The organism is Micromonospora sp. NPDC051925, from assembly GCF_044548625.1.
Lineage (GTDB): Bacteria > Actinomycetota > Actinomycetes > Mycobacteriales > Micromonosporaceae > Micromonospora.
The window spans coordinates 242,346-268,653 of sequence record NZ_JBIUCH010000002.1 but is presented as its reverse complement, the minus strand read 5'-3'; the positions used below and the strand labels follow the sequence as shown (position 1 = coordinate 268,653).

Below are 26,308 nucleotides of genomic sequence, written 5' to 3'. Positions count from 1 at the left end.
ATGTTTCGACGGAGATTGGCCGGCGTCCTCGCCGCCGGCATGGCCGCCGCCGCGCTGCTGACCGGATGCGGTGGCGACGACGCCGCCGACGGCCCGGTCACCCTCAAGGTGCTGACCTGGGAGCCGGGCGGCACCGAGTACTGGAAGCAGGTCAAGACCAGCTTCGAGGCCAGCCACCAGGACATCAAGCTGGAGATGCAGTCCGTCCCGTTCGACAAGTATCCCGAGGTGCAGGGCCCCTACATCACCTCGCAGTCGGGGCCGGACGTGATGGCCAACAACGCCGGGTTGGAGCTGTTCGACCGACGAGGCGCGTACGTGCCGCTGGGCGACAAGGCCGCCGAGATCACCAAGGACCTGGTCACCTACAGCGGCGCCTGCGAGGGCTTCGACACCAGCAAGACCTGCTACGGGGTGCCCTTCTCGTACCAGGGCAACGTCCTGTACTACAACAAGGCGGTGCTGACCGCCGCCGGGCTGGACCCGGAGCGGCCCCCGGCGACCTGGGACGAGTTCGGCGCGGCCTGCGAGGCGGTGAAGAAGGCCGGCAAGACCTGCCTGGCGCTCGGCCTGTCCGGCACCTTCCCGGCGTACTGGGACTTCCCGGAGATCGCCCGCAACTACCTCACCGAGGACGACATCCGGGCCCTGCTCGCCGGCAAGCTGTCCTGGAAGGACCCGAAGCTGGTCGCGGTGCTGGAGAAGCTCGCCGAGATCACCACCAAGGGCTGGGCCAACAAGAACGCCCCGTCGATCACCATGCTCCCCGACGGCGCGGACATCTTCCAGCGCGGCGACGCCGCGTTCGCCGGCACCATCATCTCCGATGCGGTGAACTGGGAGGCGTTCGGCAAGGCCCTCGGCGACGACAAGCTCGGCGTCACCCGCTGGCCGGCGATCGACCCGGCCGCGCCGCTTTCGGGCAAGTTCTCCGGCATCGAGGGCGCGGTCTACGGGGTCACCCAGTGGAGCGAGAAGAAGCAGGCCGGTCTGGAGTTCATCAGCTGGCTCGCCGGCAAGGAGAACGGCGAGCTGTGGGTCAAGCACGCCAAGGGCCAGCCGCTGAACAAGAACGTCGACAAGGCGCTGCTGCCGTCCTCGCCGGCCTACCTGAAGATCCAGGAACTGGTCGCCCAGCCGACCCTGCACGCCGGGGTGATGCTCTCCGGCCCGGAGGCCGACGCCCTGGCCCGGGGCTGGCAGCAGGTCACCCTCGGTCAGCTCACCGTGGACAAGTGGGCCGACCAGATGCAGCAGGCGCTGGAGCGCAGCCCCACGAAGAAGCAGGGCAAGTAACCACCCCGGGCGGGGCGACGTGGTGTCGCCCCGCCCGACCGACCCGGGGGAGGAACCCTGATGACGATCTCCACCGCGCCGGTGTCGAAGCCCGGGGCCACCGACGGCCCGCCCGCGCCGACCCGCCGGCCGCCCCGCCCCGGGCGGGCCCGGGAGTGGTGGCTGGGCGCCGCGCTGGTGCTCCCCGCCCTCGTCCTGGCGGTGCTGTTCAAGCTGGTGCCGCTGGTCCGGGGGGTGATCACCAGCTTCGAGTCGTCCAGCGGGTTCGGCGGCAGCGAGTTCGCCGGGGCGGACAACTACACCCGGATGTTCGACGACCCGATGGTGCTCACCAGCTTCCGCAACGCGCTGCTGGTGGTGGCCACCCTGCCGGTGTGGGTCGTGCTCCCGCTGATCCTGGCGCTGCTGATCCACCAACGGTCGCCGGGTTGGAAGTTCTTCCGGGCCGTGTACTTCGTGCCGTACACCATCGCGCCGATCGTGGTCGGCATCATGTTCCGGCAGATCCTCGCCCCCGACGGGCCACTGAACGCCCTGCTGCGCTTCGTCGGGCTGGAGCCGCTGGCGATCGAGTGGCTCAACGGTCGGTACAGCGCACTGTTCTCGCTGGTGGCGGTCGCCCTGTGGAGCTTCTTCGGGCTCGGCGTGATGACCTACCTCGCCGGGCTGGCCACCATTCCGGAGGAGACCCTGGAGGCGGCGTACCTCGACGGGGCCGGGTTCTTCCGGCAACTGTGGTCGGTGGTCGTGCCGATGCTGCGCCCGACCGTGGCGTACTGGAGCGTGCTCTGCGCCTCCGGCGTGCTGATCTGGCTGTTCCCGCTGATCTACGCGCTGACCCAGGGCGGTCCGGGGGACGCCACCATGCTCCCCGAGTACCTGGTCTTCCTCACCACCTTCCAGTTCCTGGACCGCGGCTACGGCTCGGCCATCGGCATCGCCCTGTTCGTCTTCGTCGCCGTGCTGTCGATCTTCAGCGTGCGGCACATGTTCACAGAGGGGACCCGGAAGCCGCGATGAACCCGCGCCACTCCGCCCGGATCGGGCGCTACCTGTTGACGTTCGCGTTGGTCGTCGTCGCCGTCGCGGCGCTCTACCCGCTGCTGTTCACCGTGGTCAGTTCGGTGAAGACGCAGTCCGGCTTCGCCGACGACCCGCTGGGCCTGCCGGCCGGGATCACCCTGGAGAACTACTTGGAGGCGTTCCGCCGGATGGACATGCCCCGGCTGCTGCTCAACTCGCTGATCACCACACTCGGCGGGCTGGTGCTGTCGGTGCTCGCCGCGCTGCTGGTCGCGTACGCGGTGACCAAGCTGCGGTTCCGGGGCGGGAAGGTCGTCTTCCTGCTGATCATCGTGACGCTGACCATCCCCAGCCAGGCGATCATCTACCCGCTCTACCAGACGGTGCTGGACCTCGGCATGTCCGGCCAGTACCAGGGCCTGATCCTGGCGTACGCGGCGTTCGGGCTGCCGTTGGGCACCTACCAGCTCGCCGGCTACTTCCAGCAGGTGCCCGACGAGCTGATCGAGGCGGCCCGGGTCGACGGCGCGGGGCACCTGACCATCCTGTTCCGGCTGCTCGCCCCGATCGCCACCCCGGCGATCGCGGCGCTGGCCATCTTCAACTTCGTCTGGATGTGGAACGACCTGCTGCTGCCGCTGGTCATCATGGGCGGCTCGGACAGCAAGACGTTGATGGTCGGCGTCTCCCTCCTCAGCGGCCAGTACGACGTGTCCGTGCCGCTGGTCAGCGCCGGGCTGATCGTGGCGCTGCTGCCGGTGCTGATCGTCTACCTGGTCTTCCAGCGGCAACTCGTCTCCGGCGCGCTCGCCGGCTCGGGCAAGTGACGGCGACCGGCCGCACCCGCGCTCGCCGGCTCGGGCACCAGGCGACGGCGACCGGCCGCACCCGGCGGGAGAGCCGGTGAGCGGGGCGGCCGGGCCGGGTGAGCAGGTGTGCCACCTGTACCGGCTGCGCCCCGGCGCGGAGGCCGAGTACGAACGGCGGCACGCCCGGGTGTGGCCCGAGCTGTCCGCGCTGCTCGACGAGGCGGGCATCTACGACTACCACATCTACCGGCACGACCTGCTGCTGATCTGTGTGCTGCGGACCCGCCGGGGTCTCGCCGCGGCCCGCGCGGTCACCGCCGCCTCGGACGTGCAGGCCCGCTGGACGGCGTCGCTGGCCGACCTGTTCGCCGAGGTCGCCGATGCCGACGGCGAGCCGCTGTGGGCGTACCCGGTGTTCCACCACCCGGGGCAACCGCCGCCGTGAGGAGCGCGACCACCGCGCGACGGCCCGGTGGGGAGATCCCCGCCGGGCCGTCGCGGTGTGCGCCGTCAGACCGCGTACGCGACCGAGCCGTCGGCGCGCAGCGGAATGCGGGTCAACGGCCGGCCGGTCAGATCCAGCGGCCGGGTGTCGGTCAGGTCGAGCGTCACGCCCAGGCCAGGGTCCTGCGGCACCGGCAGGAACCCACCGTCGCGTCGGACGCAGGCCCGGACCGGGCCGTCGGCAAGCTGGTCGTCCAGTGGCGAGTACTCCTGGGTGACGAAGTTCGGGATGACCGTGTCGAGCTGCACCGAGGCCATGGTGAGCAGCGGGCCGAGGCAGTTGTGGCTGACCACGGCCGCGTGATGGGCCTCGGCCAACGCGGCGATCTTCCGGGCGTGGCTGAGCCCGCCGGCCAGCCCGACGTCGGGCCGGACGTACTGCGCGCCGCCCTGGGCCAGCAGTTCCTTGAACTCCCAGATGGTGTGCAGCCGCTCCCCGTTGGCCATCGGCACCTCCGGTGCCCGCCGGGCCACCTCGGCCTGACTGCTCACGCTGTCGATCTGGATCGGGTCCTCGACCAGCAGCGGGTGGTGCCGGCCCAGCGCCGGCACCACGGCCTGCGCCTGCAACGGGGTGAGCTTGCGGTGCAGCTCGATCAGCAGGTCGACGTCCGGGCCGACGGTGTCGCGGACGGCCGCCGTGGTGGCCTCGGTCTCGGCCACCAGGCGGGCCTGCGACAGGTCGCCGTAGTTCGCCGGCAGCGGGTCGAACTTCACCGCGGTGAAGCCGTCCGCCACGGCGGCGGCCGACTGGCCCGCGAGGGCCTGCGCGCCGGTCCCCGGCAGCAGCAGGTGCAGCCGGATCCTGTCGCGCACCCGACCGCCGAGCAGCTGCCACACCGGCACCCCGAGCCGCTTGCCGAGCAGGTCCCACAGGGCCAGGTCGACGGCGGAGACGGCGGCGGAGAGCACCGAGCCCCGGAACGGGCCCATCCGGTAGAGGTGGTGCCAGTGGTGCTCGATCCGGTTCGGGTCGGCCCCGAGCAGGTACGGCCGGAACGTCTCCACCACGGCGTGCACCGCGCCCGGGTATCCCCAGCAGGCGGACTGGCCGGCCCCGGTCAGCCCGTCGGACGTGCGTACGTGGACGAAGTGCGCGTCACCGCGTACCACCGACTCCACCTCGGCGATCTCCATGCCGACTCCCCCAATTAGAGACAAATAACGGCCACAAACTTGCTTGTGCACTCTTCCATAGGCTTGGACTGCTGGTCTAGGCTCCTCAACCAACGAGCCTAATAAGGCTCAATTATCTCTGGGGGTGTGATGGGGCGGCTCGACGACTATCGGCTCATGGCCCGGATCCGCCGGTTCGAGGAGCGGCTGACCGCCCTCAAGGACGCCGGCGAGATCCCGGGCTCGATCCACCTGTGCAACGGTCAGGAGGCCATCCCGGTCGGTGCCTGCCGGGCGTTGCGCGACGGCGACCACGTCACCGCGACCTACCGGGGCCACGGCTGGGCGATCGCCCGCGGCGTCGACCTGACCGGCCTGTTCGCCGAGATGATGGGGCGCGACTCGGCGCTCTGCGGCGGGCGCGCGGCCTCGCCGTACCTGTCGGACCCGGGACGCTGGTTCGTCGGCGAGAACTCCATCGTGGGCGCCGGGGTGCCGATCGCGACCGGCGCGGCGCTCACCGCGCAGCGCACCGGCAGCGGGGCCGTGTCGGTGGTGACCATCGGCGACGGCGCGATGAACCAGGGCAACGTGCACGAGGCACTCAACCTGGCCGCCGTGCTCGACCTGCCGCTGGTGCTGGTGGTGGAGAACAACGTCTACTCCGAGATGTCCCGGATCTCCGACATGGTGCGCGTCCGCCAGCTCGCCGAGCGGGCCGCCGGCTACGGTCTGCCCGGCCGGGTGGTCGACGGCAACGACCCCGATGCCGTCGCCGAGGCGGTCGCCGAGGCCGTGGACCGGGCTCGCGAGGGCTCGGGACCGTCCATCGTGGAGGCCATGACCGAACGACTCGTCGGCCACTACAGCGGCGACGCACAGCACTACCGCCCGGCCGGCGAGATCACCGCTGCCCGGGAACGCGAACCGCTGGCCCGCATCCGCCGGGCCGCCGACGCGGACCTCACCGCCCGACTCGACGCCATCGACGCCGAGGTGTCCACCGAGATCGAGTCCGCCGTCACCGCCGCCCGCGCCGTGCCGTACCCGGACCCGGCGACCGCCAAGGAGCACGTCTATGTCTGAGTCGCTGCGCTACATCCAGGCCGTCAACGCGGCGCTCACCTGGGCCCTGGACAGTCGCACCGACACGGTGTACTTCGGCGAGGACGTCGCGCTGCCCGGTGGGCCGTTCGGCGCGACCAAGGGGCTGCACAAGCGGTTCGGCTCCGACCGGATCTTCGACACCCCGATCTCCGAGACCGGCTTCCTCGGCATGGCCCTCGGCGCGGCCATGACCGGGCTACGGCCGATCGCCGAGATCATGTACGCCGACTTCTCGTTCGTGGCGATGGACCAGATCGTCAACCAGATCTCCACCATCCACTACTCCAGCGCCGGGCGGTGGAAGGCCCCGCTGGTGATCCGGATGCAGCAGGGTTACTCGCCGGGGGCGTGCGCCCAGCACTCGCACTCGCCGGAGGCGTACTTCGCGCACACCCCGGGGCTGCGGGTCGCGCTGCCGGCCACCCCGGACGACGCGTACCAGATGCTGCGTACCGCGGTCGTCAGCGACGACCCGGTGGTGGTCGCCGAGGCCCGGATGCTCTACCCGACCCGGGGCCCGGTGCGCACCGACGCCCCGGTCGAGGAGGTCGGCGGGGCCCGGGTGGTCCGGCCCGGCGCCGACGTCACCGTCGTCGCCTGGTCCCGGATGGTGTCGGCGGCCCTCGACGCCGCCGCCACCCTGGCCGAGGAGGGCGTCGACGTCGAGGTGGTCGACCTGCGCTGGCTCAACCCGCTCGACTTCGACACCGTCGCCGCGTCGGTGGCCCGCACCGGCCGGCTGGTCGTCGCGCACGAGGCGAACCTGACCGGCGGGTTCGGCGCGGAGATCGCCGCCCGAGCCGCCGCCGAGTGCTTCGCCGACCTGCACGCCCCGATCGCCCGGGTGGCCGCCCCGGACGTGCCGATGCCCGCCGCACCCGCCCTCCAGGCGGTCGTGGTGCCGGAAGCGGCGACCGTGGCCGACGCGGTGCGCCGGACGGTCCACGCGTGAGCGACCGCGCGGGCCAGGTCGGACCAGGCGATCAGCCGGACCGGGCGGCGGGCCCGCCGCCCGGTCCGGGCGTGAGCGGCGAGACCGCGACCGTCGGCCTGCTGGCCGGCCGGCGGGTGGTCGTCGTCGGCGGTGCGTCCGGCATCGGCCGGGCCACCGTGCGGGCCGCCGCCGTGGCCGGCGCGGTGGTCGCCGTGCTCGACGCCGACGCCACCGGCGCGGCCGAGGCCGCCGACGCCGCCCGGTCCGCCGGGGCGCGGGCCTGCGCCCGGGGCGTGGACGTCACCGTCGAGGCCGAGGTCGCCGGGGCGCTCGACGCCGTCGCCACCGAACTGGGCGGAATCGACGCCGTGCTGCACGTCGCGGGAATCATGCGCGGCCAGGGCCTGGACGTCCGGGACGTGCCGATCGAGCTGTGGGCCCAGGTGATCGCCGTCAACCTCACCGGCCCCTTCCTGGTCGCCAAGCACGCCGCCCGGCACCTGAACCCTGACGGTGGGGTGCTGGTGCTGGTCGGGTCGAAGGCGGGCGTGCAGATCGGCTCCGGCTCGGTACCCTACGGCGCGAGTAAGGGAGGGTTGCACGGTCTGTCGCTCACGCTGGCCCGACAACTCGGTCCACAGGGGATCCGGGTACACGCGCTCTGCCCCGGGGACATCGACACGCCGCTGATGCGACGGTCGCTGGACGAGGCACGGGCCAATGGCACCGACGGCGGGCGGGTCGCCGCGATCGAGGCCGCGCTGGGTCGCCCCGAGGACGTCGCCTCGGCGCTGGTCCTGCTGGCGTCGCCGGTCAGCGCCGGCCTCACCGGCACGGTCTGGACCGGCTGAGCACCCCACCCACCAGGCCAGCGGCACACCACGTGGAGGCAGTATCGTGATCGGGATCATCGGCCCGGAGGACTCGATCCGGCTCGTCAGGGAGGTGGCGGCCGGGGAGGGCCGCGCGGAGGCGGTGACCACGCGTGCGTACACCCGCCCGGAGCAGGCCCCCGAGTTGGCCCGTGAGCTGGACGAGGTGTGCCAGGTGCTGCTGTTCACCGGCCGCATCCCGTACGCGTTCGCCCACGCCGCCGGGGAGCTGCGGGCGGAGGTCGACTACGTCCCGCACGCCGGCATCGACCTGTACCGGACGCTGTCGCGGATGCTGCTGGCCACCGGCGGACGGCTGCCCCGGGTCAGCGTCGACACCATCGAGGCGGAGATCGTCCGGGAGACCTACCACGACATCGAGGTCGAGCCGCCCACCGAGATCCTGCCGATCGCCGACTCGTCCGGGCTGCTCTTCGCCGGCCTCGACGAGATCACCGCCTACCACCGGGAGCGGTACGCCTCCGGCGCGGTCGAGGCGTGCCTGACCTGCCTCGGCGCGGTGCACCGGGACCTCGCCGACAGCGGGGTGTCGGTGTGGCGCGTCGAACACACCCGCGCCTCCGTGCGCGACGCGCTGCGCCGGGCCTGGCTCGCCGCCGAGGTACGCCAGTCCCGGGCCACCCAGATCGCGGTCATGATGGTCGACCTGGGTACGCCGACGAACCGGGCACAGGACCCGTACCAGGCGGAGCGGCAACGGCTACGGGTACGCGAGGCGCTGCTGGCACACGCCGAGCGGATGCGCGGCCGGCTGGCCACCGTCGACGACCGGACGATGCTGATCACCACCACCCGGGGCACCGTGGAGAGCGCCCTCGCCCGGCACCGTGACGGGCACGCCTCCCTGCTCACCCTGCGCGGCGTCGACGTGGAGCACGCCGTCGGCTTCGGCGCCGGCACCACCATCGCCGCCGCCGAGGACAACGCCCGCAAGGCCCTCGCCCTCGGCCGGCACAGCGGCGACACCCACGTGGTGTTCCCCGACGGGGAAGTCCACTCCAGCCGGGAGACCGCCGTGCGCCCTCGGCTGCGCGAGACCGACCCGGGCATGCTGCGCGTCTCCGAGCAGCTGCGGATCGGGCCGTTGTCCACCCGGCGGCTGCTGGAGGCCCTGCACCAGCTGGACCCCGACCAGATCACCGCACGGGGCCTCGCCGACGCGTACGGGGTGGAGGCCCGCTCGGCCCGCCGGCTGCTCAACGCGCTGCGCGCAGCCGGTTTCGCCGAGGAGGTCGGGGTGCACGTCAGCACCGGCGCGGGCCGCCCCCAGACCGTCTACCGGGTCGCCATGCAGCGGCTGCTCGGCGCGATCGGGGTCGACGCGTGAGGCCCCCCGCGCCCGGGGCGGCCCACCCGACCGGCCCACACCGGCCCGGCGGCGACCCGGGTGGGCCGGCCGGGTCCGGCGGCGACCCGGGTGGGGAGTTGCACTTCGCGCCGACCTACCTGGTCACCGCCGCCTTCGCCGCCGACGCCGCCGTCCGACGGGAACCACACCGGGCCGCGCACCTGGCGCACATGCGCGCCCTGCTCGTCGACGGCACCGCCCTCGTCGTCGGGGCGCACGCCGACCTGCGCGCCTCGGTGCTGGTGCTGCGCGCCGCCGACGCGACCGCCGCCCGCGCCCACCTCGAACAGGACCCCTACTGGCGGCACGGGGTGTGGACCGCGATCGACGTGGTCGACTACCTCGCCGCCACCGCACCGACCCTCGGGAGGTCATGATGTCGTCGTTCCGCCAGGTTTCCGGTGTGCGGGTGCTCGGGGCCGAGCACGCCCCGTTCGCCGCCGGCCTGCTCCGCGAGGCGTGGGGGGAGGGCGGCCCCGACGCGGTACCGGTCCGGCTCGCCGTCGACCCGGCGCTGCCCGAGGGAGGTCACCGGATCGAGGTGCCGGATCGGGGCGAGATCCGGCTCAGCGGCGACCCGTTCGCCGGCCTGGTGTACGCGGCCCGGGCCCTGCTCGCTGCGGCCACCCCCGCCGGGCTACCGGTGGGCGCGTCCGGCAGCGACCCCGGGCTGCCGCTGCGTACCCTGTGGACCTGGGACCACTCCACCAACTGGGACACCCGGCAGCTCGGGCAGCAGGAGATCGGCGCGCTCAACCCGTACGCGAAGTCCGCCGACGCCTTCGGCGCCGACTACCGCCGGTTGGTCGACTTCTGCAGCCGCGAGCGGATCGGCGGGATCGTCGTGTACGGGCTGCTGCGCGACGCCCACGGCGGCGTCGAGGCGGCCCGCGACCTGTGTGAGTACGCCAACGCACGGGGTGTGCGGATCATCGCCGGGGTCGGGATCAACGCCTACGGCGGGATCTACTTCGACGGCCGGCACCGGTACAACCTGGCCACCTGGCTGCGGCAACGCCCCGACCTCGCCGCGGAGCTACCGAAGAAGGTCGGCTTCGACATCGACGAGTTCGGTGACCTGCACTTCCCGGCCAGCGAGTACATGATGGCCGCCTGCCCGTCCCAGCCGGACAACCTGGCCTGGCACCGCGACGCGATCGACTGGCTGCTCGACACCCTGCCGGTCGGCGGGATCAACTTCGAGACCGGCGACTACGGCAGTTGCGCCTGCGCCCGGTGCGCCGAGCGCACCGGCGGGGAGCGCACCGGCGGGGAGCGCACCGGCGGGGAGCGCACCTCCTGGTCGTACGAGGCGATGCGGTCGGTCTACCCGACGCTGCTGGAGACCGCCCGGCGGCCCGGCCCGGCCGGGGTGTCGCTGCGGCACCTCGTCGAGGTGTACTGGGACAACATCTTCGACCTCGACGCGCAGCAGCCCCTCGCGGACCTGCCCGACGACGTGGCCTACCAGTACTGCGTGAACCGGGGCTTCTGGCACGACCAGCGGGACCGGCTGACCGCCGAGCACGTCGGACGGCTGCCGCACACCACGAACGTGCTGCGGACCCACGCCGGATCGCAGTGGAACCGACAGCGCCACTCCTGGGTACCCGAGCTCTACGCCGACCTGGCCACCCGGTCCGGGGCAGCCGGGATGCGGGGGCTGACCATCTTCGCCGAGCCGTCCGCGTACCACCCCACCAACGAGATCAGCTACCTGGCGTACGCCCGGTTCTCCTGGAACCCGGAGCTGGCCTGGGCCGACTTCTGGCGCGACGAGGTGGCCCCCCGGTTCGGCGGACCGGCCGAGGCCGAGGCGTTCCGGGACGGCGCGGCCCTGCTCGACGACCCGGCGGCCACCGGCCCGGCCCTCACCGCCGTGTCCGGCGACGCCCTCGCCATGGTCGCGGCCACCGGCGGTGAGGTGCAGCGCCGGTGGCTGTGGCTCGCCGAGCGGACCGCGCGACACGCCTACTCGGCCGGTTGACCCGGCGACCCCCTGCGGGGAGTGCCGCACATCGGCCCCCATCGGCAGGCGACGGCCGGAATCAGTCCTCGATCCAGCCGTGCGAGCGCGCGAGCTGCATGAGGTGCTGCCGGATCTGGCTGATCTGGCCGCCGGTGAGCGTCGGCACCTGTTCCACGAGGAGATCCGTGATGTCGGAACGGAAGGCGGCGGCGGTCAGGACGTCACACTCGTCGTCGTCGGCCGTCACCCTGCTCGTGGCCGTCCCGCCGGACACCGCCACCGGACGCGGCGCGGCCCCCGCGCCGGGGTTGAGCAGGCGGGCGTACAGCGCCTTGACGCCGCGATTGCCCTCCACCGACTCGAACTCCACCCGCATACCCGGCGACACGACCGGTCGCTGATCACCGAAGTCGTTCGCATGCACAAAGACGTCCTCACCACCGCCCTCCGGGCTGATGAAGCCGTAACCCTTCACGTCGTCGAAGCTGAGAATCGTTCCGACTGCCACTGCGACCACCACCCCACCGAACAAGAGCCACCAGATCAAAGCCACCAGAAGCACGCCACCCTCGGCGCAGCACCCATGGTAAGGGCCGTCGCGCGAACGGGAACCCCTCCTGACGCTGAGTCAGGGGAGTTCCCGGAGATCGGCCCGTGCCAAGGAGTGCGGCGACGACGGTGGGGCGGGGTGCCCGGTTCTCGCCATGACTTCAGTGCACCCAGCGCCACCCACGGAAGCTGCCACCCCTTCGCGATCGGGGCGGATGCCTGCTCAGGAACCCCCGCCCCGCGGTGACGTGCGACCTAACGGAGGAATTCGCTGATCGACTCGGCCAGGGTCGCGGCGTCCAGGCCGTGCAGCCGGTCATGGTCGGCGGCCCTGCCGTAGGCCCGCACCTCCTCGTCCCGCCGTACCCCGTGCGACCGCAGCCGGTGGGGCACGTCGCCGAGCGCCTCGGCCACCTCGTGCGCCGAGGTCCCCCGCAGGTACGGCTCGACCACCAGCACGTTGGGCCGTGCGCCGGCCACCGCGGCGCGCAGGCCAACATGGTCGAACGGCCGGATCGTGGAGGCGTACAGCACCGTCACGTCCGCGGTGGACGTCGCGGCGAGCACGTCGTCCAGGACCGGTCCGACGGCGACCACCACACCGGCGTGGCCCTGGCGCAGCACGGTGAAGCCGTCCAGGACCGGCGCCGCCGCGCCGTTGGCCTTGTCGGACAGGCGCACGTAGACCCGGCCGTCACCGGACAGCGCATCCCGGATCAGCTTCTCCGCCTCGTCCTCGTGCCCTGGCACGTGCACGGTCCAGCCGGGCAGCGTGTCGAACAGCGCGACGTCGCCGGGCGCCTGATGGGTCCGACCCCGCGGCAGGTCGTCGTAGGAGCCGCCGATGCTGACCAGCACGGCGCCGACATCCTGGTGCCCGAGGTCGAGCTTGATCTGCTCGAACGGACGCTCGACCAGGAACGGCGTGTAGGTGTGCGCCACCGGCCGGAAGCCGTTCAGCGCCAGTCCGCCCGCCATCCCGATCATCGCCTGCTCGCGGATCCCCACGTTGATCACCCGGTCCGGGTACGTGAGCCGCGCCTCGTCGAACGACCACGACGAGATGTCCGCGGTCAACAGGACCAGCTTGGGATCGGTCGCCAGCGACTCGATCACCGTGTCGACGAAGACGGACCGCATCAGCTTCCTGTCCACCTGGATGCTCATGCCGCGCTCCCTTCCCGGATCTCGCGAATCTCCGCGACCACGGCCTGCGGCCGTCCGTCGGGTTCCTGGGTCAATGCCCGGTACAGCTCGTCGTTGTCGCGCCCGTCCACCGTGGCCGCGCGCCAGCCCTCCACCTCGAAGCGCCTGGCGATGCCGTTCGGCCAGCCAAGGCTCGCCGAACGGTTGTCGATCACGATCGCGGTGATGCGGTCCAGCCCGAGGCGGCCGGCGATCGCGATGGCCTCGTGGTTGCTGCCCTCGTCGAACTCACCGTCGCCCATCAGCACCACCACCCGGGCGCGCCGCCCCTCGGCACGCAGCCCGAGGGCGGTTCCCACCCCCAGCGGGAGCCCGTGGCCGAGGGAGCCGCTGCTGATCTCCACACCGGGCACCAGCGTCCGGTCCGGGTGGAGACCGAGCGGCGAGCCGAGCTGCGCCCAGGTGTCCAGTGCCTCCGGGGCGATGAAGCCCTTCGCGGCGAGCATCGCGTAGTAGGCCATCGGCCCGTGGCCCTTGGAGAGGAAGAACCGGTCTCGGTCCGGGTCGTCGATGTTCTCCGGCGAGATGTCCAGCACCCGGTCGTAGAGCACCCAGATGGCGTTCAGCGTCGAGGCTGCGGCCCACCCGTGCTTCTCGTCTCCGACCATCCTGCCGAACAGGCTTCGTAACGTGTCTTCTGTCGTCTGCATGGTCCCACCTACACCATCTCGATTCCGGGGAAAGCGCCACGCTTTCCCTACTGCCTGGCCAATGCGGTGCTCACCTGGTGTGGGGGCCGGTTCGCCTTCGGCTGGCCCGCGGCCCCGGCACGCACCACCACCAGCGGGTCGTGGATGATCAGGCGGGCTTGCGGGCGGTCAGGAGCGCGTAACCCAGCGACGGCTCCTCGCTGAAGGCGTGGAACCTCGAGAGCGTGAGGTCGAACTGCTCTGCCCCGATGTGTGGCAGCGCCTGCTCCCGCAGGGCGGCGAACCGCTCCGCCGCCTTGCCCCACGACGGCCGGGTGTGCTTGCTGACATCCTCGGTGGCTCCGGGTTCGAGCCCGGCCGCGCGGAGGAGGGACAGGTACTCGTCAAGTCCGACGACCGACAGCACACCCTTGCTGGCCTGGTGGACACGGGCGGCGCCGGCCTCGTACCCGTCGGCGCTCGGGAGCAGCATGAAGTCGCCGATCGCCAGACGCCCCCCGGGCCGCAGCACCCTGGCCGCCTGCCGGAGAACATCACCCCGGTCCGGCATGTGATGCAGGGACTCCAGTGCCCAGACGACGTCGAAAGAGCCGTCCGGGAAGGGCAGGTCCATCGCGTCGGCCAACTGGAAGGACAATCGGTCAGCCAACCCGGCGGACACGGCCCGGTCGTTTGCCCGCTCCACCTGCCGTTGACTGATCGAAACCCCCACGACCTCGATTTTGTGCGCCGTGGCCAGCCTGATGGCCGGCTCACCGATGCCACAACCGAGATCCAGCAGACGATCGCCCGGCTCAATGGTCAGCAGTCCGGCCAGTCTGTCGGTCAGCCGATTGGCAGCGGCATCCACCGGCACGTCGTCGGACGCATCTTCCCAGTAGCCGTGGTGCAGATTCTCGCCCCAGAGCTGGTCGAGCAGATCCGCGAACGCGTCGTAGCCGTGGCCAATCTCATCGGGCGTCGGCTTCTTCACCAGTTCCCCCCAACCATCGTGTTCCCCGATCCTAGGACCCATGCCGCCATTGCATTGCCTTCCAGCTGGCCGCCAACTCGACACGCGACGTGAGACTCATCTTCTGGTACACCTTCTTGAGATGAAAGGCCACCGTGTGCCGAGAAATGAACAACTGTCTGCCAACCTCGTTGTTGGTGTGCCCCTGGCTCACGAGTTCCGCGACCGCGAACTCCGTGTTGGTGAGTCCGTGCGGCAACTGACCTTCGCACTCCACGGTCCGGATCACACCGCGTCGCACACCGAAATCGCGGAGCTTGTTCGCGACGCGGGAGGCATCGCGGGCGGCACCGACCGCCGTGTAGGCAACCAGCGCCGATTCGTAGATGTGAATCGCGTTCGCCCGTTCGGAGCGCCGCTTGGTCAACAGGCCGGCCAGGTCCTCCCGCGCGGACGCCCCGCACCACCGGTCAGGATAGATATTTGCCGCCTCAAGCAACTTGTTGGAGTCCTCCTCCAGCAGGCCGGCGGCGTGCATCGCCGCCCCCTGAATGACGCTGAACCCCGGATGTGCGGCGGACGCGGCGTCAGCCGCCGTCACCGCCGCTTTCGCGAGGTCGTCGGCACCCAACTTGCGGGAGGCGCGCACCAGCCAGGAGACCGCCGCCGGCTCGGACACGAGAAGCTGGCGAAGAACCAGGTTGCTGGTGACGATTCCCGCGATGAGACCGGCCGCCCTGTCCACCCCGCCACGAGCCTCTGCCACCTGTGCGGTCACCCATGCTCCCGCCGCCTGGCCGAAGTAGCCCAGCAGGGCTTCACCAGCCAGCTTGTCCACATAGGTCAGACAGGTGCGCATGTCCGCCCGACGGAGCGCGGCGAGCGCCAGCACGACGTAACCGGTGGGCAGCAACGACCGGGCATCGCAACGCTCCGCGATCTGCAGCCCCTCGGTCACCTCGGCGAGCCCGTCGTCGACACAACCCATGGCGAACAGCAACTCGCCCCGAATGATGAGTGACGTCGCGGTAACGAGTTGCGACTCGGACTTCTCCCTGCACGCCTCGAGGGAATTGATCGCGCGCCAGCCGGCCTCGAGCTCCCTGGCCTTGGTCAGCAACGCGACGCGCCAATAGGGGGTCAGTTTGCAGAATTCGTGACCCTCCCTGCACTCGACGCCGACGGCCGCTGTAGCGTAGTGCAATCCCGCGTCGAGCCGCCCGCCGTACCACCACAGAGCGGAACGGCGAAAAAGAGCGGCGGTCGCACACGAGTCCGATACGATCCCATCCGCACCCCCCACAAAGGGATGTTGCGGGAACGATATCTGCGATGCGTATCGGTTGCGGTCACAGGGAATCTCCACGCCGGCCGGCGCCGGCGTCAGCAACGACGACAAGGATCCTCCCCAGTGGTTCTCAGATAGTTGCCCTCTTGACAATTACCACGGGCAGCCAACCCGTCACCGACAGTACTACCGCCACGGCCCTTCGTCCAGCATGGATTGCGAAGTCGCCGAAAGTGGACGTTTCCTCTGGTCGCAGCGCCGCGCACTGATCAATTCGCAAGAACATCGGTAGAAAGGCCGCCTCCACATAGACCGGTTTTGATCACTCGTTCACCAGTTGGTAAGGTTGCCGGCAGGATCATACGGGTGTTTACACGGGGCGGGACTCGATCGCCGGGACGGCCGCCAGCAAGATCCGTGACATCAGCCGGGAGCCACGCTGGACGCCCACGAAGAAAGGGTTCCCCAAAGACGCGCCACGAGCCCGCGTCGGCATCAAGGAGCGCCGGCCCGACGCGCATCGCTGCCGGGACGTGGGGGATCATGCAGTTCGCGAACATCGAGCCGATTCCCGCGGCACGATTTCATGCTCGCCCGGACAGGTGCAACAACGCGCGAGCCGCGAGGCGATATCCGTAGGCACCCAGTCCCACCACCACCCCGCTCGCCAGCGGGGCGATCACCGACTCGTGCCGGAACTGCTCGCGTGCCCATACGTTGCTGAGATGCACCTCGACCCACGGAGGCGCATAGCTGGCCAGCGCGTCCCGCAGACTCCAGCCGGCGATCATCAGCGCACCCGGATTGACGACAGCGCCGACCGTGGTGTGACGGTGCTCGTGGATCGCACCGACCAGGTCGCCCTCCCCGTCACGCTGGACCGAGACGACCTCCCAACCGTGGACACCTACCTCTTCCGCGACCGCCTTCTCGATATCGGCAAGGGTGTCGGTGCCGTAGATCTCCGGCTCCCGGTGGCCCAGCGCACCCAGATTGGGACCGTTGAGGAGAAGCATGACACTCAAGGAGCACCTCTCAGTTCAGGGCCGGCCCGTTCAGCCCGCCTCCCGGCCGACGCGGCAGCCCTGCTCCCCGGCACCTCCGGGGTCGTCCCGGCACCCGACACCGCGGCCGACCGTGGTCGTCGAGAGCACGGTTGAGCTCTGCCATCGCATGACCACCTTTCGATCAACGTCGATCTACGTGGTTCTTCCACGCTAGGACAGAGCCGATCGGCCGGCATCCCCCGACCTGATAGCACCACCGACGGCGCAGCCACCCGGCGTCCTATCAGAGCGGGGGATGCCCGGTGCGCCACGCCGGTCCTACCCTCCGAAGGGCCCTGCCGGTCGCGGCCTCGGCACGAGGCACGGAACAAGCACCCGAGCGAGGGCTCGCTCGACGTACCGGCCGACCTGTTCTCACCAGAAGCGGCCGCGACCCCGGAAAGGAACATGGCTGTGCCTCAGTCTGCGGAGCACGTCGAGAAGTGGGTCCGCCGGTTCCACCCGGCACCGGACTGCGCGGCCCGCCTGGTGTGCCTGCCGCACGCCGGCGGCTCGGCGAGCTTCTTCCACCCGGTGTCCAGGGCACTCGCCCCCGCGGTGGAGGTCCTGGCGATGCAGTACCCGGGCCGCCAGGACCGGCGGCACGAGGCCGCTGTCGACAACGTCCCGGATCTGGCGGACCAGATCCTCGACGCGCTACGCCACCTGGACGACCGTCCCCTGGCGCTGTTCGGGCACAGCATGGGCGCGGTCCTCGGCTACGAGGTGGCTCTGCGCATGCGGGACGCCGGCCTGCCGCCACCGGCGCACCTCTTCGTCTCCGGCCGACGGGCCCCGTCCCGCTACCGTCCCGACGGGGTGCACCATCTGCCGGACGCCCAGCTCGTGGCCGAGCTCCAGACCCTGAGTGGCACCGAGCCGACGATCCTGGCCGACCCGGAGGTGCTGGAGATGATCCTGCCGGCCGTCCGCAGCGACTACCGCGCCGTCGAGACGTACCGCCACGACCCCGACCGGAGACTGGACTGCCCGGTCACCGTCCTCGTCGGTGACAGCGATCCCCGGGTGTCCGTCGACGAAGCCCGCGCCTGGGACGAGCACACCACCGGGCCGATCGAGCTCAGGGTTCTCCCCGGGGGCCACTTCTTCCTCGTCGACCGGAGCGTGGACGTGATCGCGATCCTGAGGCAGGAACTGGTGGGCGGGAGACCGACCGGCGAGCGACAGACCCGACGAGCAGGGGTCAGCCCCCAGCCAACCGGCACGAACCGGTGACGGGTCGCCTGCCCGGTCCTTCGCACCAGCGTCGACCTGTGAGGTTTCCTTGACAGACGCGGACGTCGTCATCGTGGGCAACGGACCGATCGGCGCCACCCTGTCGGTGCTGCTCGCCCAGCGCGGCTGGCGGGTGACGGTGCTCGAACGCCGGCCCCGGCCGTATCGGCTTCCCCGGGCCACCAGTTTCGACGGCGAGACCGCCCGTCTCCTGGCCGCCGCCGCGACAGGCCCGGACCTCAGCCGGATCACGGCACCGGCCAGCGGCTACCAGTGGCGCACCGCCGCAGGTGAGGTGCTGCTGGACATCGCGTTCACCACGTCCGGCCCGTACGGCTGGCCGGACGCGAACACGATGCACCAGCCGGCCCTCGAGGAGCTCATCGCGGCCAGGGCGACGTCGCTTCCCGGAGTCACGGTGCTGCGCGGGCACGAGGTCGTGGGCATCACCGACAGCGACCGACTGGTGGACGTGCTCGTCACCGACGCCGACGGAGCGACCCGGTCCTTCTCCGCCCGATGGGTCGTGGGCTGTGACGGCGCCAACAGCTTCGTCCGCCACCACCTCGACGTCGCCGTCACGGACCTCGGATTCTCGTACGAGTGGCTGCTCTGCGACATCGAACTCCGCGAGCCGCGCGAGTTCGTCCCCACGAACGTGCAGATCTGCGATCCGGCCAGGCCCACCACCCAGGTGGGCAGCGGCCCCGGGCGACGGCGCTGGGAGTTCATGCGGCTGCCCGGTGAGAGCACGGCCGAGCTGAACAGGGACGAGACGGCCTGGCGTCTGCTGGCGCCGTTCGGCGTCAACCCGGACACCGCCACCCTGCTGCGTAGCACCACGTACATCTTCCAGGCCAGGTGGGCCGAGCAGTGGCGGGTGGGCCACGTCCTGCTGGCCGGCGACGCGGCCCACCTCATGCCCCCCTTCGCCGGGCAGGGCATGTGCTCCGGCATCCGGGACGTCGTCAACCTGGCGTGGAAGCTCGACCTCACCCTCCGCGGATCGGCGGCCGAGTCCCTTCTGGACAGCTACACCGAGGAGCGTCGGGCGCAGGTCAGGGAGGCGATCCTCTCGTCGGTCCAGCTGGGCCGGGTGATCTGCGTGACCGATCCGGCGGCTGCCGCCGAGCGGGACGCCACGGTGCTGGCGAACCGCCGTGGACGCCCGGCGACGAGGCCGGATCCGGCGAAGCCACTCTCGGGCGGGCTGCTGCACCGACGCCCCGGGGCGAAGGTGGCCGAGCCGCCGGCGGGTGCGGTCGTACCGCAGGGACGGGTGACGCGGAACGGCCTCACCGGTCTGTTCGACGACGTCGTCGGCCGGGGTTTCGTGCTGCTGACCACCGAGGAACCCCGCGCCGCACTCGACGAGGGTCGACTGGCCTTCCTCGCCGGCCTCGACACGCACGTGGTGCGGCTGCTGACGCCCGGAGAGGCGCCGGAGCACGGTGTGGTGGATGTGGACGACGTCTACCGCCCGTACCTGGCACAGTTCGCGGCGACGTGCCTGCTCGTCCGTCCCGACTACCACGTCTTCGGTGCCGCGCACGGTCCGAACGGTGCCAGGGACCTGGTGGACGACCTGCGGAACCAGCTACGGGCAACCGCACCGGCCGGTGTGCCGCTGCGGACCGCCTGACGCGACGGCAGCCGGGCGGGCACCGGCCCGACGCCGTGCCGGGCGGGGAGGACCGCCCTGTAACGGGGTACGCGACCGACGGCTCGGCCATCCCATGATCGTCACAGTCGCTGGGTCAGGCTTCGCATGCTCGCCATGAGGCTGCGGAGTTCCACCGTCAGGTAGTTGCTGTGTGGCAACAGCGACGTGAGTTGGTGCAGCGTGGTCCACAGGTACCGGTCGTCGGGCTCGGCAAAGTCGGGCTCGACCTCGATCACCAGGTACCGGTTCTGCGCGTGGTAGAACCGGCCGCCCTCCTCGGAGTGCAGGACGTCGAGCCGGACGCGGGACGCGGGCGCCGCGAGCGCGTAGTCGAGGTAGCGGGGGCGGTGCTCCGCCGGCACGTCCACGTAGTTGCCCGGCTGGCAGTGCACGGTGGCGGTCAGCTCGGCGATGTTGAGCATGCCCGCGTCGCTGCGGGCCTGCACCAGCGCGTGCAACGTGCCGCCGATCCGCTTGACCAGCAGGGCCAGCAGGCCGGGTTGCTTGGGGGCCACCAGCGGCTGGGTCCACGCGGCGACCTCGCGGTTGCTCGCCTGCACGGCCACCGCGATGACGTCGAAGTACTTGCCGTCCCGGTGGTCGATGACGTCGACGCCGAAGCGCCAGCCGTCCTCGGCGACGTGCCTGAGTGACACCCGGCGCTGCACCAACTCCTGCCGGGACCGCATCTCGGTGAGCCAGCTGAGGATCGTGCCGGGGTCGCACACCGCCCTGCCGTGACCGGACAGCGAACGCAGGACCGCCCGGGTGAACGAGTCGTCGCCGGTGTCCTGGGCGTTCGGCCCGGTCAGTGCCGGCGGGATGCACGCCAGGACGGTCCGGGAGTCCATGTTCACCATGTGGTCCAGGAGCAGCAGGCGGCGGATCTGGCCGAGGGTGAGCCAGCAGAAGTCCTCCTCCAGCGGCACGTCGTCCTCGGTCTCGACGACGATGTTGCGGTTGCGCTTGTGCAGGAACCAGGACCCCTGCTCGGACTGCAGCCCGTCGAACAGCACCCGGCCGCGGGAGTCCGGCCGGAAGTACTCGAGGTATTTCGTTCCCGCGCCGCCGTGCACCTTCATGTAGTTGCTGCGCGTGGCCTGGACGGTCGGCGAGATCTGGAGACCGTTGATGTTGCCCGGCTCCATCTTGGCCTGCATCAGGCAGTGGAGGACCCCGTCGATCCGCTTGACGAGGATGCCGAGCACCCCGATCTCCGGCTGCACGATGATCGGTTGGCTCCACTCGCCCGCCCACGGCCGGTCGGTCCGGACCCGCAGGCCCTCGATCGAGAAGAACCGCCCGCTGTCGTGGACGAGGTTGCCCGTGTCCGGATCGAAGTCCCACCCGGCCAGATCCGCGAACGGAATCCGATCCACCTGGAACCTGTTCGCACGGGTCCGCGCGTGGAACCAGGAGTGGAAATCCGTCATGGACATGACCGCGTTGTCGGTCGCGGCGGCGGCCCGCCCGTTCCGTTCCGCTTCCAGGACCGCGGGTATCGCGCCAGAGCTGTCAAACACCTGATCCCCCTGATGTCGTGCCTGCTCGCCGGGTCAGCCGACCCGGAACCGGCAGCGGGCGGTGCGGTTCTGCTCCCACGAGGGCTCCCGGGCGCTGGGGCCTCTGCTCGGGTGCGAGGCGCAGCAGGCCGACTGCTGTCCTGGTGTACGTGCGTGCCTGTGCACGACGCTAGGGCAGCGGCGATCGGCTCGGCATCCCTCGGTCTGATGGCACCGCGGCAGTGCGGCCATCCGCGTCCTATCAGATCAGGGGATACCCGTTGCACCACAACGGTCCTACTCTCCGAAAGGACCGTGCCGGGGAGCTCGACCCGGGCCCACCCCCGGCGGTCCGGGAACCGGGTCTCCCCGCGCTGGTCCGGCAGGGCCGCAAGGTCCACGTCCCGACGCGGATCGCTGCTGACCCACCTCGACACCAGGGAAGGAGAGCTGGTGACGCCCGTACGGATCGGGATCATGGGATGCGCGAGCATCGCCCGTCGCAGGGTGCTGCCCGCGATGGCCGCCCTCCCCGGTGTCAAGATCGTGGCAATCGCCAGCCGGGACCTCGACCGGGCCGGGCAGGCCGCCGGGGCCTACGGCTGCCGCGCGGTCAGGGGCTACCGGTCCCTCCTGGACCTCGACGAGGTCGAGGCCGTCTACATCCCGCTGCCGAACGCCATGCACGCCGCCTGGATCGAGACCGCCCTGTACGCCGGCAAGCACGTGCTCGCCGAGAAGCCCCTGACCACCAGCGCGTCCCGGACGGGCGAGCTGATAGCCCTGGCGAGGTCCTGCGGCCTGGTGCTCATGGAGAACATGATGTTCCTCCACCACAGCCAGCACGCCGCGGTCCGGCGGCGGGTCGAGGACGGCGCGATCGGCTCCCTGCGTTCCTTCCACGCCTCGTTCGGCGTGCCGAGGCGCCCGGCCGACGATGTCCGCTACAGCGCCGCACTCGGCGGCGGTGCGCTCCTGGACGCCGGGGTCTATCCGGTACGCGCGGCGATGTCCTTCCTGGGCGGCAGCGCGCTCGACGTCGTCTCGGCGGTGTTGACCTACCGGCACGGCCAGCACGTCGACTCGTCCGGGCAGGCCCTGCTGTGCACCGACGACGGCGTGGGGGCGCAGCTGGCCTTCGGCCTCGACCACTCCTACCGGTCCAGCTACCAGCTCTGGGGCAGCGAGGGCCGTATCGTCGTCGAGCACGCCTACGCCCCACCCGCCGACCACGTCCCGGTGGTACGCCTGGAGCGGCGGTCGGGCGTCGAGGAGATCCGGCTGTCCCCCGATGACCAGGTGACGAACTCGGTGCACGCGTTCGCCACGGCGGTCCGGTCGGGGAATCGTCCCGACGACGACGGCTCGCTACGGCAGGCGGTCCTCGTCGAGGACATCAGCACCAGCGCGAGGCGCTGCGTCGAGCAGGTCGCCGCGCGGGTGGACACCGACCGGATGGAGAGGTTGTCTTGACGCGCCGGTGACCGCCGGCGGATCCGGGACAGTGCCGGCGGTGTCCCGGACAGCCCGTACCGAAACAGCTCAATCCCGATGCGGGCCGGCCCGCACCCGAACATGGCAGGAGTTCTGCATGCAGCTGTTCAGCGTCCGTGACAGTGTGGCTGAGGTGCGAAACCATGAGTGACAGTGCGAGCGCGTCGCAGTTGCTGGCCGCGCGGCTACAGATTCCGCCCATCTCGTACAGCCACGCCTATGGATCCTGGATCTTCTCCTCCGACGGGGGGCGTTATCTCGACGCGTCCAGTGGGATCATCAACGTGAACATCGGCCACGCCCATCCCACGGTGGTCGAGGCGCTGCGCGACCAGGTGGGCATCTGCACGTACGCCAGCCCGGGATCGCTGCAGGCCAGCGGCATGGAGCAGTTGGCCTCGGCGACGGCGAGAGCCGTGCACCGGCCGGACGACCGGGTCATGTTCACCCCCACCGGCACGCACGCCGTGGAGGCCGCCATCGCGCTGGCCAGACTGGCGCAGCGGGCACGGGGGGAGAAGAACCGCCACCGGGTGCTGACGGCGTCGCTCGGCTACCACGGCAACAGCGCGTTCGTGCTCGCGTTGTCCGGTCACCGCTCCCGGCGGCCGCACGAGGACGACAGCTTCGGCATCGGGCCCGCCTTCGATCCGCCCTACCCCGGCCAGCATCTCGGCTGTCCGTTCCCCGCCTGCCGGGCCGAGTGCGCGCAGGCCGTGCGCGACGCCATCGTCAACGCCGGCCCGGACACCGTCGCCGCGGTGCTGATCGAACCCGTCAACGGCACGACCGGAGGCGGATACACCCAGCCGCCCGGGTACCTGCGGGCGGTCCGCGAGATCTGCGACGAGTACGGCGTCCTCGTCATCCATGACGAGGTGCTCACCGGGCTGGGCCGCACCGGGCTCCCCCTGGCCTCGCACCACGCGCCAGATGCGCAGGCGCACATCGTCACGCTGGCGAAGGGGCTCGGGGCGGGGTTCATCCCCCTGGCGGCCACGATGATCGCGCCGGATCTGGCCGAGGACATCCTGTCCAGCGGCAAGTGGCTGCCGCTGATGGGAACGATGTCGGCGACCCCGCTCCAGGCCCGGGTCGGGCTCGCCGTGCTGTCGGTGCTGGACGACCTCGGCGCTCTCGACCGCGACCAGGTACGCGGCGCGGCGGTGACGCAGCTCGTGGCCGAGGTGACCCGCGGGCTGCCGGTCGTGACCGACGTCCGCGGCGTCGGCTACTTCCACGGCATCGAGCTGGCCCCGGGCACCGTCGGCGACGCCCTCAAGATCACCAGGAGCAACGGCCTGCTGCTGTACCCGTTCGTCGGGTACCGCCGGGACGGCAGCGGTGAGGGCCTGCTGGTGGCGCCGCCGCTGAACGCCACCGACGCCGACCTGGACCATCTCGGCCAGGCGCTGCGCGCGTCGCTGGTCCGGCTCGGCGAGGGCGTGAACTGACCGGTCGGTGACAGCTCGATCGGGAGATCGACGAGCCCACCGACGCTGTCCGCGGGTGGCGGGTGGCCTGCCTGGCACCCGCCACCACGCCGTCGACGTTCCTGCCCCGCGCCGCACGCACCGGGTAACCGGCTCGCCGCCGTCCCGCCCGCGTCCCCGGTTCGCCGCCCGCCCCGCCCGGGTCCCGCCGGCGGGGCGGTGGTCACGACGCGACGGGCGCGTCGGAGCCGACGGGCGGCTGCGCGCGGGCAGCGCGAAGCGCCAGGCACGCGGCGTAGCTCGGCAGCAGGCCCCGCTCGACAGCCTCCCGGAGGGTCGGCCCCGCGGCGTCACGGTCGGACAGGATCGGCGCGTCGGGGAGCCTGAGAGGCAGGCCGATCTCGGGGTCCAGCGGGTACACCGTGACCACGTCCTGCGGCCGGTAGAGCTCGGAGAGCTGGTACTGGACACAGGTGTCGTCGTCCAGCGCGACGAAGGCGTGCCCGAGCCCCTCCTCCACGTAGACCGAGGAAGCGCCGCGCCCGTCCAGGACGATCATGTCCCAGGCCCCGAAGGTCGGTGAGCCGGTCCGCAGGTCGACCACGAAGTCGAGCATCGAGCCCCGGACGCAGGTGACGAATTTGGCCAGGCCCGGCGGGACGGCCGCCCCGTGGATGCCCCGCAGGACGTTGCGGTGCGAGGTCGAGTAGTTGGTCTGGACGATCTTCGGCTGGTACCCGAGCACTTCGGTGAGCACGTCCTCGCGGTAGGCCTCGAAGAACGCGCCACGTTCATCGGAGAACGACCGGGACGAGATGAGGAAGGCGCCACTGATGTCCAGCGGCTGTACGGTCATGCTGCGGTTGCTCAGGTGCTGTCGCGTCACGTCCGGCCCTTATCGCGGCGACGTCAGGCGGTCGAGCTGCTCCCGCAGGCAGTCGAGGCGCTTCGGCACCTCGGGATCTCCCTCGGGCCACAGCAGGTCGACGCCGATCCGGCCGTCGAAGGTGTTCACCACGTACCCGCCCAGACCCGTGAAATCCCTGATGCTGGAAGCGGAGTGGAAGTTCGTCAGACGCAGGTCGTCCGGCGTACGCATCGGCGGCACCAGCCCCCAGTTCATCATGCTGACCACGGCGGGGGCGGCGCGGGGATCCCACGGTTTCGGCTGCGGCGCGGACTGGCTGAACAGGTCCAGGAGGCTGCGCTGGATCACCCCGTCGGCCAGTCCCGCCCGCAGCCGCTCGCCGATCGCCCGGCCGAGCGTGACGGCGTCGGGTCCGAGGTCGTCGGTGGCCGTGAACCCCGCGCCTCCCAGCACGTTCGTACCCTCGGTGGCACCGACCTCAGGGACGAGGTGCCGGCGCAGATTCACCGTGAACCGGTACACGAGCTCGGTCAGCGGCAGGCCGCGGATCTCGGCCTCGACGAGGAGCAGGACGCCCGCCAGCAGACCGTTGATCGTCACGTGCTCGCGGTGGCCGAGTTCCGCCAGGGCCGTCGTCTGCGCCGTCGTCAGGCGGTGTTGGACACCGTTGCGGGCACGGGCGATCCGGTCGGGCACGGTGGCCGGGTCCGCCATCGCCATCGGCTTCGGGGCGCTCGCGCCGTCGGGACCGTTCCGGTGGATCCCACGCTCGGCGAGCAGGTCCTCCAACGACCTGGGGTACGGCTGGCGGGGCAGGTCGGTGGGCGTCCCACGGACCGCATCGGTGTAGCGGGACCAGATCGCGGCCAACAGGGCGATGGAGTGGTCGGCGTCGGCGATGCTGTGGTGGGTCAGCAGGCACACGCTCGCGGTGTCACCGGCACGCACGACGTTGAGGGCGCTCAACGTCCTGCGCTGGTCCAGCGCCACGCCGGTCAACGGACGGTCGAGGTCCCCGTCGCAGGTGCGAAGCTCCGGCAGGGCGTCGGACGCCACGAGGACCGGTCCGTCCTCACCGACGTCCAACCGGGCCGTCAACTGGGGATAGGCGCGGCACACGGCCGCATAGGCCGTGGTCAGCGCCGCCAGGTCCAGTCGGCCGGCGGCCCGCACGGTGTAGCCGATGTACGCCTCCCGGTGCGCATGGACCTGCTCGGTGGGTGTCAGCGCGCGCCACGTTCCCGCTGGTGTCACGAATTGGCCTCCAGTCAGCGCGCAGGCTCCGGTGACCTGCGACCTCAAGCCTGATCAGGTTCACCCGCGCCGCCCGGCGCCAGCACCAGCATCGGTGGTCAGGCAGTTCCACCACCGCCGCCGCGGGCCCCGGCGGCCCGGCGGCTCCGGTCGGCGAGCGGGTGACAC

Annotated in this window: 24 protein-coding genes; 14 read left to right on the top strand and 10 right to left on the bottom strand. The window is 71.2% G+C overall.

The features are described 5' to 3' along the window. The 4 genes from ACIG87_RS03900 (at position 1) to ACIG87_RS03885 (ending at position 3,573) form a co-directional block, all read left to right on the top strand. Entirely contained in the window at positions 1 to 1,296 is a 1,296-nt protein-coding gene (locus ACIG87_RS03900; RefSeq protein WP_396847917.1) for an ABC transporter substrate-binding protein, read from the top strand. Between the two features lie 60 nt (positions 1,297 to 1,356). Continuing rightward, positions 1,357 to 2,316: a carbohydrate ABC transporter permease gene (locus ACIG87_RS03895; RefSeq protein WP_396847915.1), complete on the top strand. Its 960-nt coding sequence runs from the start codon at positions 1,357 to 1,359 to the stop codon at positions 2,314 to 2,316. Then, complete coding sequence (locus ACIG87_RS03890; protein ID WP_396847913.1) at positions 2,313 to 3,146, top strand: carbohydrate ABC transporter permease; 834 nt, start codon at positions 2,313 to 2,315, stop codon at positions 3,144 to 3,146. The genes ACIG87_RS03895 and ACIG87_RS03890 overlap by 4 nt, the downstream gene beginning before the upstream one ends. A 76-nt stretch (positions 3,147 to 3,222) precedes the next feature. Continuing rightward, entirely contained in the window at positions 3,223 to 3,573 is a 351-nt protein-coding gene (locus tag ACIG87_RS03885) for an L-rhamnose mutarotase (protein WP_396847911.1), read from the top strand. A 65-nt stretch (positions 3,574 to 3,638) separates the two neighbouring features. On the opposite strand, the gene ACIG87_RS03880 is transcribed toward ACIG87_RS03885, so the two are convergent. Further along, a complete protein-coding gene (locus tag ACIG87_RS03880) occupies positions 3,639 to 4,769 on the bottom strand; it encodes a mandelate racemase/muconate lactonizing enzyme family protein (protein WP_396847910.1) in 1,131 nt (376 codons plus the stop codon). Positions 4,770 to 4,925: 156 nt separating this feature from the next. Between ACIG87_RS03880 and ACIG87_RS03875 the strand changes: the two genes are divergently transcribed. The 6 genes from ACIG87_RS03875 (at position 4,926) to ACIG87_RS03850 (ending at position 11,017) form a co-directional block, all read left to right on the top strand. Next, entirely contained in the window at positions 4,926 to 5,834 is a 909-nt protein-coding gene (locus ACIG87_RS03875; RefSeq protein WP_396847908.1) for a thiamine pyrophosphate-dependent dehydrogenase E1 component subunit alpha, read from the top strand. Then, positions 5,827 to 6,807 carry an alpha-ketoacid dehydrogenase subunit beta gene (locus ACIG87_RS03870; RefSeq protein ID WP_396847906.1) on the top strand — a complete coding sequence of 327 codons (981 nt, stop codon included), beginning with the start codon at positions 5,827 to 5,829 and terminating at the stop codon, positions 6,805 to 6,807. Before ACIG87_RS03875 ends, ACIG87_RS03870 begins: the two co-directional genes overlap by 8 nt. A 71-nt stretch (positions 6,808 to 6,878) precedes the next feature. Next, complete coding sequence (locus ACIG87_RS03865) at positions 6,879 to 7,640, top strand: SDR family NAD(P)-dependent oxidoreductase (RefSeq protein WP_396847904.1); 762 nt, start codon at positions 6,879 to 6,881, stop codon at positions 7,638 to 7,640. A 46-nt stretch (positions 7,641 to 7,686) separates the two neighbouring features. Next, positions 7,687 to 9,009: a hypothetical protein gene (locus tag ACIG87_RS03860; RefSeq protein WP_396847902.1), complete on the top strand. Its 1,323-nt coding sequence runs from the start codon at positions 7,687 to 7,689 to the stop codon at positions 9,007 to 9,009. Next, on the top strand, positions 9,006 to 9,407 hold the full coding sequence (locus ACIG87_RS03855; protein ID WP_396847900.1) for a YciI family protein: 402 nt from the start codon (positions 9,006 to 9,008) through the stop codon (positions 9,405 to 9,407). The genes ACIG87_RS03860 and ACIG87_RS03855 overlap by 4 nt, the downstream gene beginning before the upstream one ends. After that, positions 9,407 to 11,017 (top strand): hypothetical protein, encoded by a 1,611-nt coding sequence (locus tag ACIG87_RS03850; protein WP_396847899.1) that lies wholly within the window; start codon positions 9,407 to 9,409, stop codon positions 11,015 to 11,017. The genes ACIG87_RS03855 and ACIG87_RS03850 overlap by 1 nt, the downstream gene beginning before the upstream one ends. A gap of 61 nt (positions 11,018 to 11,078) precedes the next feature. On the opposite strand, the gene ACIG87_RS03845 is transcribed toward ACIG87_RS03850, so the two are convergent. The 6 genes from ACIG87_RS03845 to ACIG87_RS03820 all read right to left on the bottom strand — a co-directional run bounded on the left by ACIG87_RS03845 (position 11,079) and on the right by ACIG87_RS03820 (position 16,669). Beyond that, positions 11,079 to 11,561 (bottom strand): cold shock domain-containing protein, encoded by a 483-nt coding sequence (locus tag ACIG87_RS03845; RefSeq protein ID WP_396847897.1) that lies wholly within the window; start codon positions 11,559 to 11,561, stop codon positions 11,079 to 11,081. Between the two features lie 242 nt (positions 11,562 to 11,803). Further along, positions 11,804 to 12,715, bottom strand: a complete 912-nt coding sequence (locus ACIG87_RS03840) for a transketolase family protein (protein ID WP_396847895.1) — start codon at positions 12,713 to 12,715, stop codon at positions 11,804 to 11,806. Continuing rightward, positions 12,712 to 13,404, bottom strand: a complete 693-nt coding sequence (locus ACIG87_RS03835; protein ID WP_396847893.1) for a thiamine pyrophosphate-dependent enzyme — start codon at positions 13,402 to 13,404, stop codon at positions 12,712 to 12,714. Before ACIG87_RS03835 ends, ACIG87_RS03840 begins: the two co-directional genes overlap by 4 nt. A 148-nt stretch (positions 13,405 to 13,552) precedes the next feature. Beyond that, positions 13,553 to 14,377: an SAM-dependent methyltransferase gene (locus ACIG87_RS03830; RefSeq protein WP_396847892.1), complete on the bottom strand. Its 825-nt coding sequence runs from the start codon at positions 14,375 to 14,377 to the stop codon at positions 13,553 to 13,555. 31 nt (positions 14,378 to 14,408) lie between these two features. Further along, positions 14,409 to 15,755 (bottom strand): LuxR C-terminal-related transcriptional regulator, encoded by a 1,347-nt coding sequence (locus ACIG87_RS03825; protein ID WP_396847890.1) that lies wholly within the window; start codon positions 15,753 to 15,755, stop codon positions 14,409 to 14,411. Positions 15,756 to 16,228: 473 nt separating this feature from the next. Beyond that, complete coding sequence (locus ACIG87_RS03820; RefSeq protein ID WP_396847888.1) at positions 16,229 to 16,669, bottom strand: type II 3-dehydroquinate dehydratase; 441 nt, start codon at positions 16,667 to 16,669, stop codon at positions 16,229 to 16,231. Between the two features lie 435 nt (positions 16,670 to 17,104). On the opposite strand from ACIG87_RS03820, the gene ACIG87_RS03815 reads away from it, so the two are divergent. Both ACIG87_RS03815 and ACIG87_RS03810 read left to right on the top strand, forming a co-directional pair. Beyond that, positions 17,105 to 17,926 carry a thioesterase II family protein gene (locus tag ACIG87_RS03815; RefSeq protein ID WP_396847887.1) on the top strand — a complete coding sequence of 274 codons (822 nt, stop codon included), beginning with the start codon at positions 17,105 to 17,107 and terminating at the stop codon, positions 17,924 to 17,926. 49 nt (positions 17,927 to 17,975) lie between these two features. Beyond that, complete coding sequence (locus ACIG87_RS03810; RefSeq protein WP_396847885.1) at positions 17,976 to 19,568, top strand: bifunctional 3-(3-hydroxy-phenyl)propionate/3-hydroxycinnamic acid hydroxylase; 1,593 nt, start codon at positions 17,976 to 17,978, stop codon at positions 19,566 to 19,568. A gap of 101 nt (positions 19,569 to 19,669) precedes the next feature. Here ACIG87_RS03810 and ACIG87_RS03805 read toward each other — a convergent pair whose 3' ends face one another. Further along, positions 19,670 to 21,112 carry an NDP-hexose 2,3-dehydratase family protein gene (locus tag ACIG87_RS03805; RefSeq protein ID WP_396847883.1) on the bottom strand — a complete coding sequence of 481 codons (1,443 nt, stop codon included), beginning with the start codon at positions 21,110 to 21,112 and terminating at the stop codon, positions 19,670 to 19,672. Positions 21,113 to 21,544: 432 nt separating this feature from the next. Between ACIG87_RS03805 and ACIG87_RS03800 the strand changes: the two genes are divergently transcribed. Further along, positions 21,545 to 22,564 (top strand): Gfo/Idh/MocA family protein, encoded by a 1,020-nt coding sequence (locus tag ACIG87_RS03800; RefSeq protein WP_396847881.1) that lies wholly within the window; start codon positions 21,545 to 21,547, stop codon positions 22,562 to 22,564. Between the two features lie 164 nt (positions 22,565 to 22,728). Continuing rightward, the gene (locus ACIG87_RS03795; RefSeq protein ID WP_396847879.1) at positions 22,729 to 24,039 is read left to right on the top strand and encodes an aspartate aminotransferase family protein; all 1,311 of its coding nucleotides are present in this window, start codon (positions 22,729 to 22,731) and stop codon (positions 24,037 to 24,039) included. Between the two features lie 202 nt (positions 24,040 to 24,241). Here the strand turns inward: ACIG87_RS03795 and ACIG87_RS03790 are convergent, their stop codons facing one another. Next, complete coding sequence (locus tag ACIG87_RS03790; protein WP_396847877.1) at positions 24,242 to 24,874, bottom strand: dTDP-4-dehydrorhamnose 3,5-epimerase family protein; 633 nt, start codon at positions 24,872 to 24,874, stop codon at positions 24,242 to 24,244. Between the two features lie 39 nt (positions 24,875 to 24,913). After that, positions 24,914 to 26,140: an acyltransferase gene (locus ACIG87_RS03785; RefSeq protein ID WP_396847875.1), complete on the bottom strand. Its 1,227-nt coding sequence runs from the start codon at positions 26,138 to 26,140 to the stop codon at positions 24,914 to 24,916. Positions 26,141 to 26,308 lie beyond the last annotated feature (168 nt).

What these genes read in the sequence shown, in the direction of transcription:
- ACIG87_RS03790 (WP_396847877.1), bottom strand. Translation starts at nt 24,874, where the DNA reads ATGACCGTACAGCCGCTGGACATCAGTGGCGCCTTCCTCATCTCGTCC.
- ACIG87_RS03850 (WP_396847899.1), top strand. Translation starts at nt 9,407, where the DNA reads ATGTCGTCGTTCCGCCAGGTTTCCGGTGTGCGGGTGCTCGGGGCCGAG.
- ACIG87_RS03875 (WP_396847908.1), top strand. Translation starts at nt 4,926, where the DNA reads ATGGCCCGGATCCGCCGGTTCGAGGAGCGGCTGACCGCCCTCAAGGAC.
- ACIG87_RS03835 (WP_396847893.1), bottom strand. Translation starts at nt 13,404, where the DNA reads ATGCAGACGACAGAAGACACGTTACGAAGCCTGTTCGGCAGGATGGTC.
- ACIG87_RS03840 (WP_396847895.1), bottom strand. Translation starts at nt 12,715, where the DNA reads ATGAGCATCCAGGTGGACAGGAAGCTGATGCGGTCCGTCTTCGTCGAC.
- ACIG87_RS03890 (WP_396847913.1), top strand. Translation starts at nt 2,313, where the DNA reads ATGAACCCGCGCCACTCCGCCCGGATCGGGCGCTACCTGTTGACGTTC.
- ACIG87_RS03795 (WP_396847879.1), top strand. Translation starts at nt 22,729, where the DNA reads ATGAGTGACAGTGCGAGCGCGTCGCAGTTGCTGGCCGCGCGGCTACAG.
- ACIG87_RS03900 (WP_396847917.1), top strand. Translation starts at nt 1, where the DNA reads ATGTTTCGACGGAGATTGGCCGGCGTCCTCGCCGCCGGCATGGCCGCC.
- ACIG87_RS03870 (WP_396847906.1), top strand. Translation starts at nt 5,827, where the DNA reads ATGTCTGAGTCGCTGCGCTACATCCAGGCCGTCAACGCGGCGCTCACC.
- ACIG87_RS03895 (WP_396847915.1), top strand. Translation starts at nt 1,357, where the DNA reads ATGACGATCTCCACCGCGCCGGTGTCGAAGCCCGGGGCCACCGACGGC.
- ACIG87_RS03880 (WP_396847910.1), bottom strand. Translation starts at nt 4,769, where the DNA reads ATGGAGATCGCCGAGGTGGAGTCGGTGGTACGCGGTGACGCGCACTTC.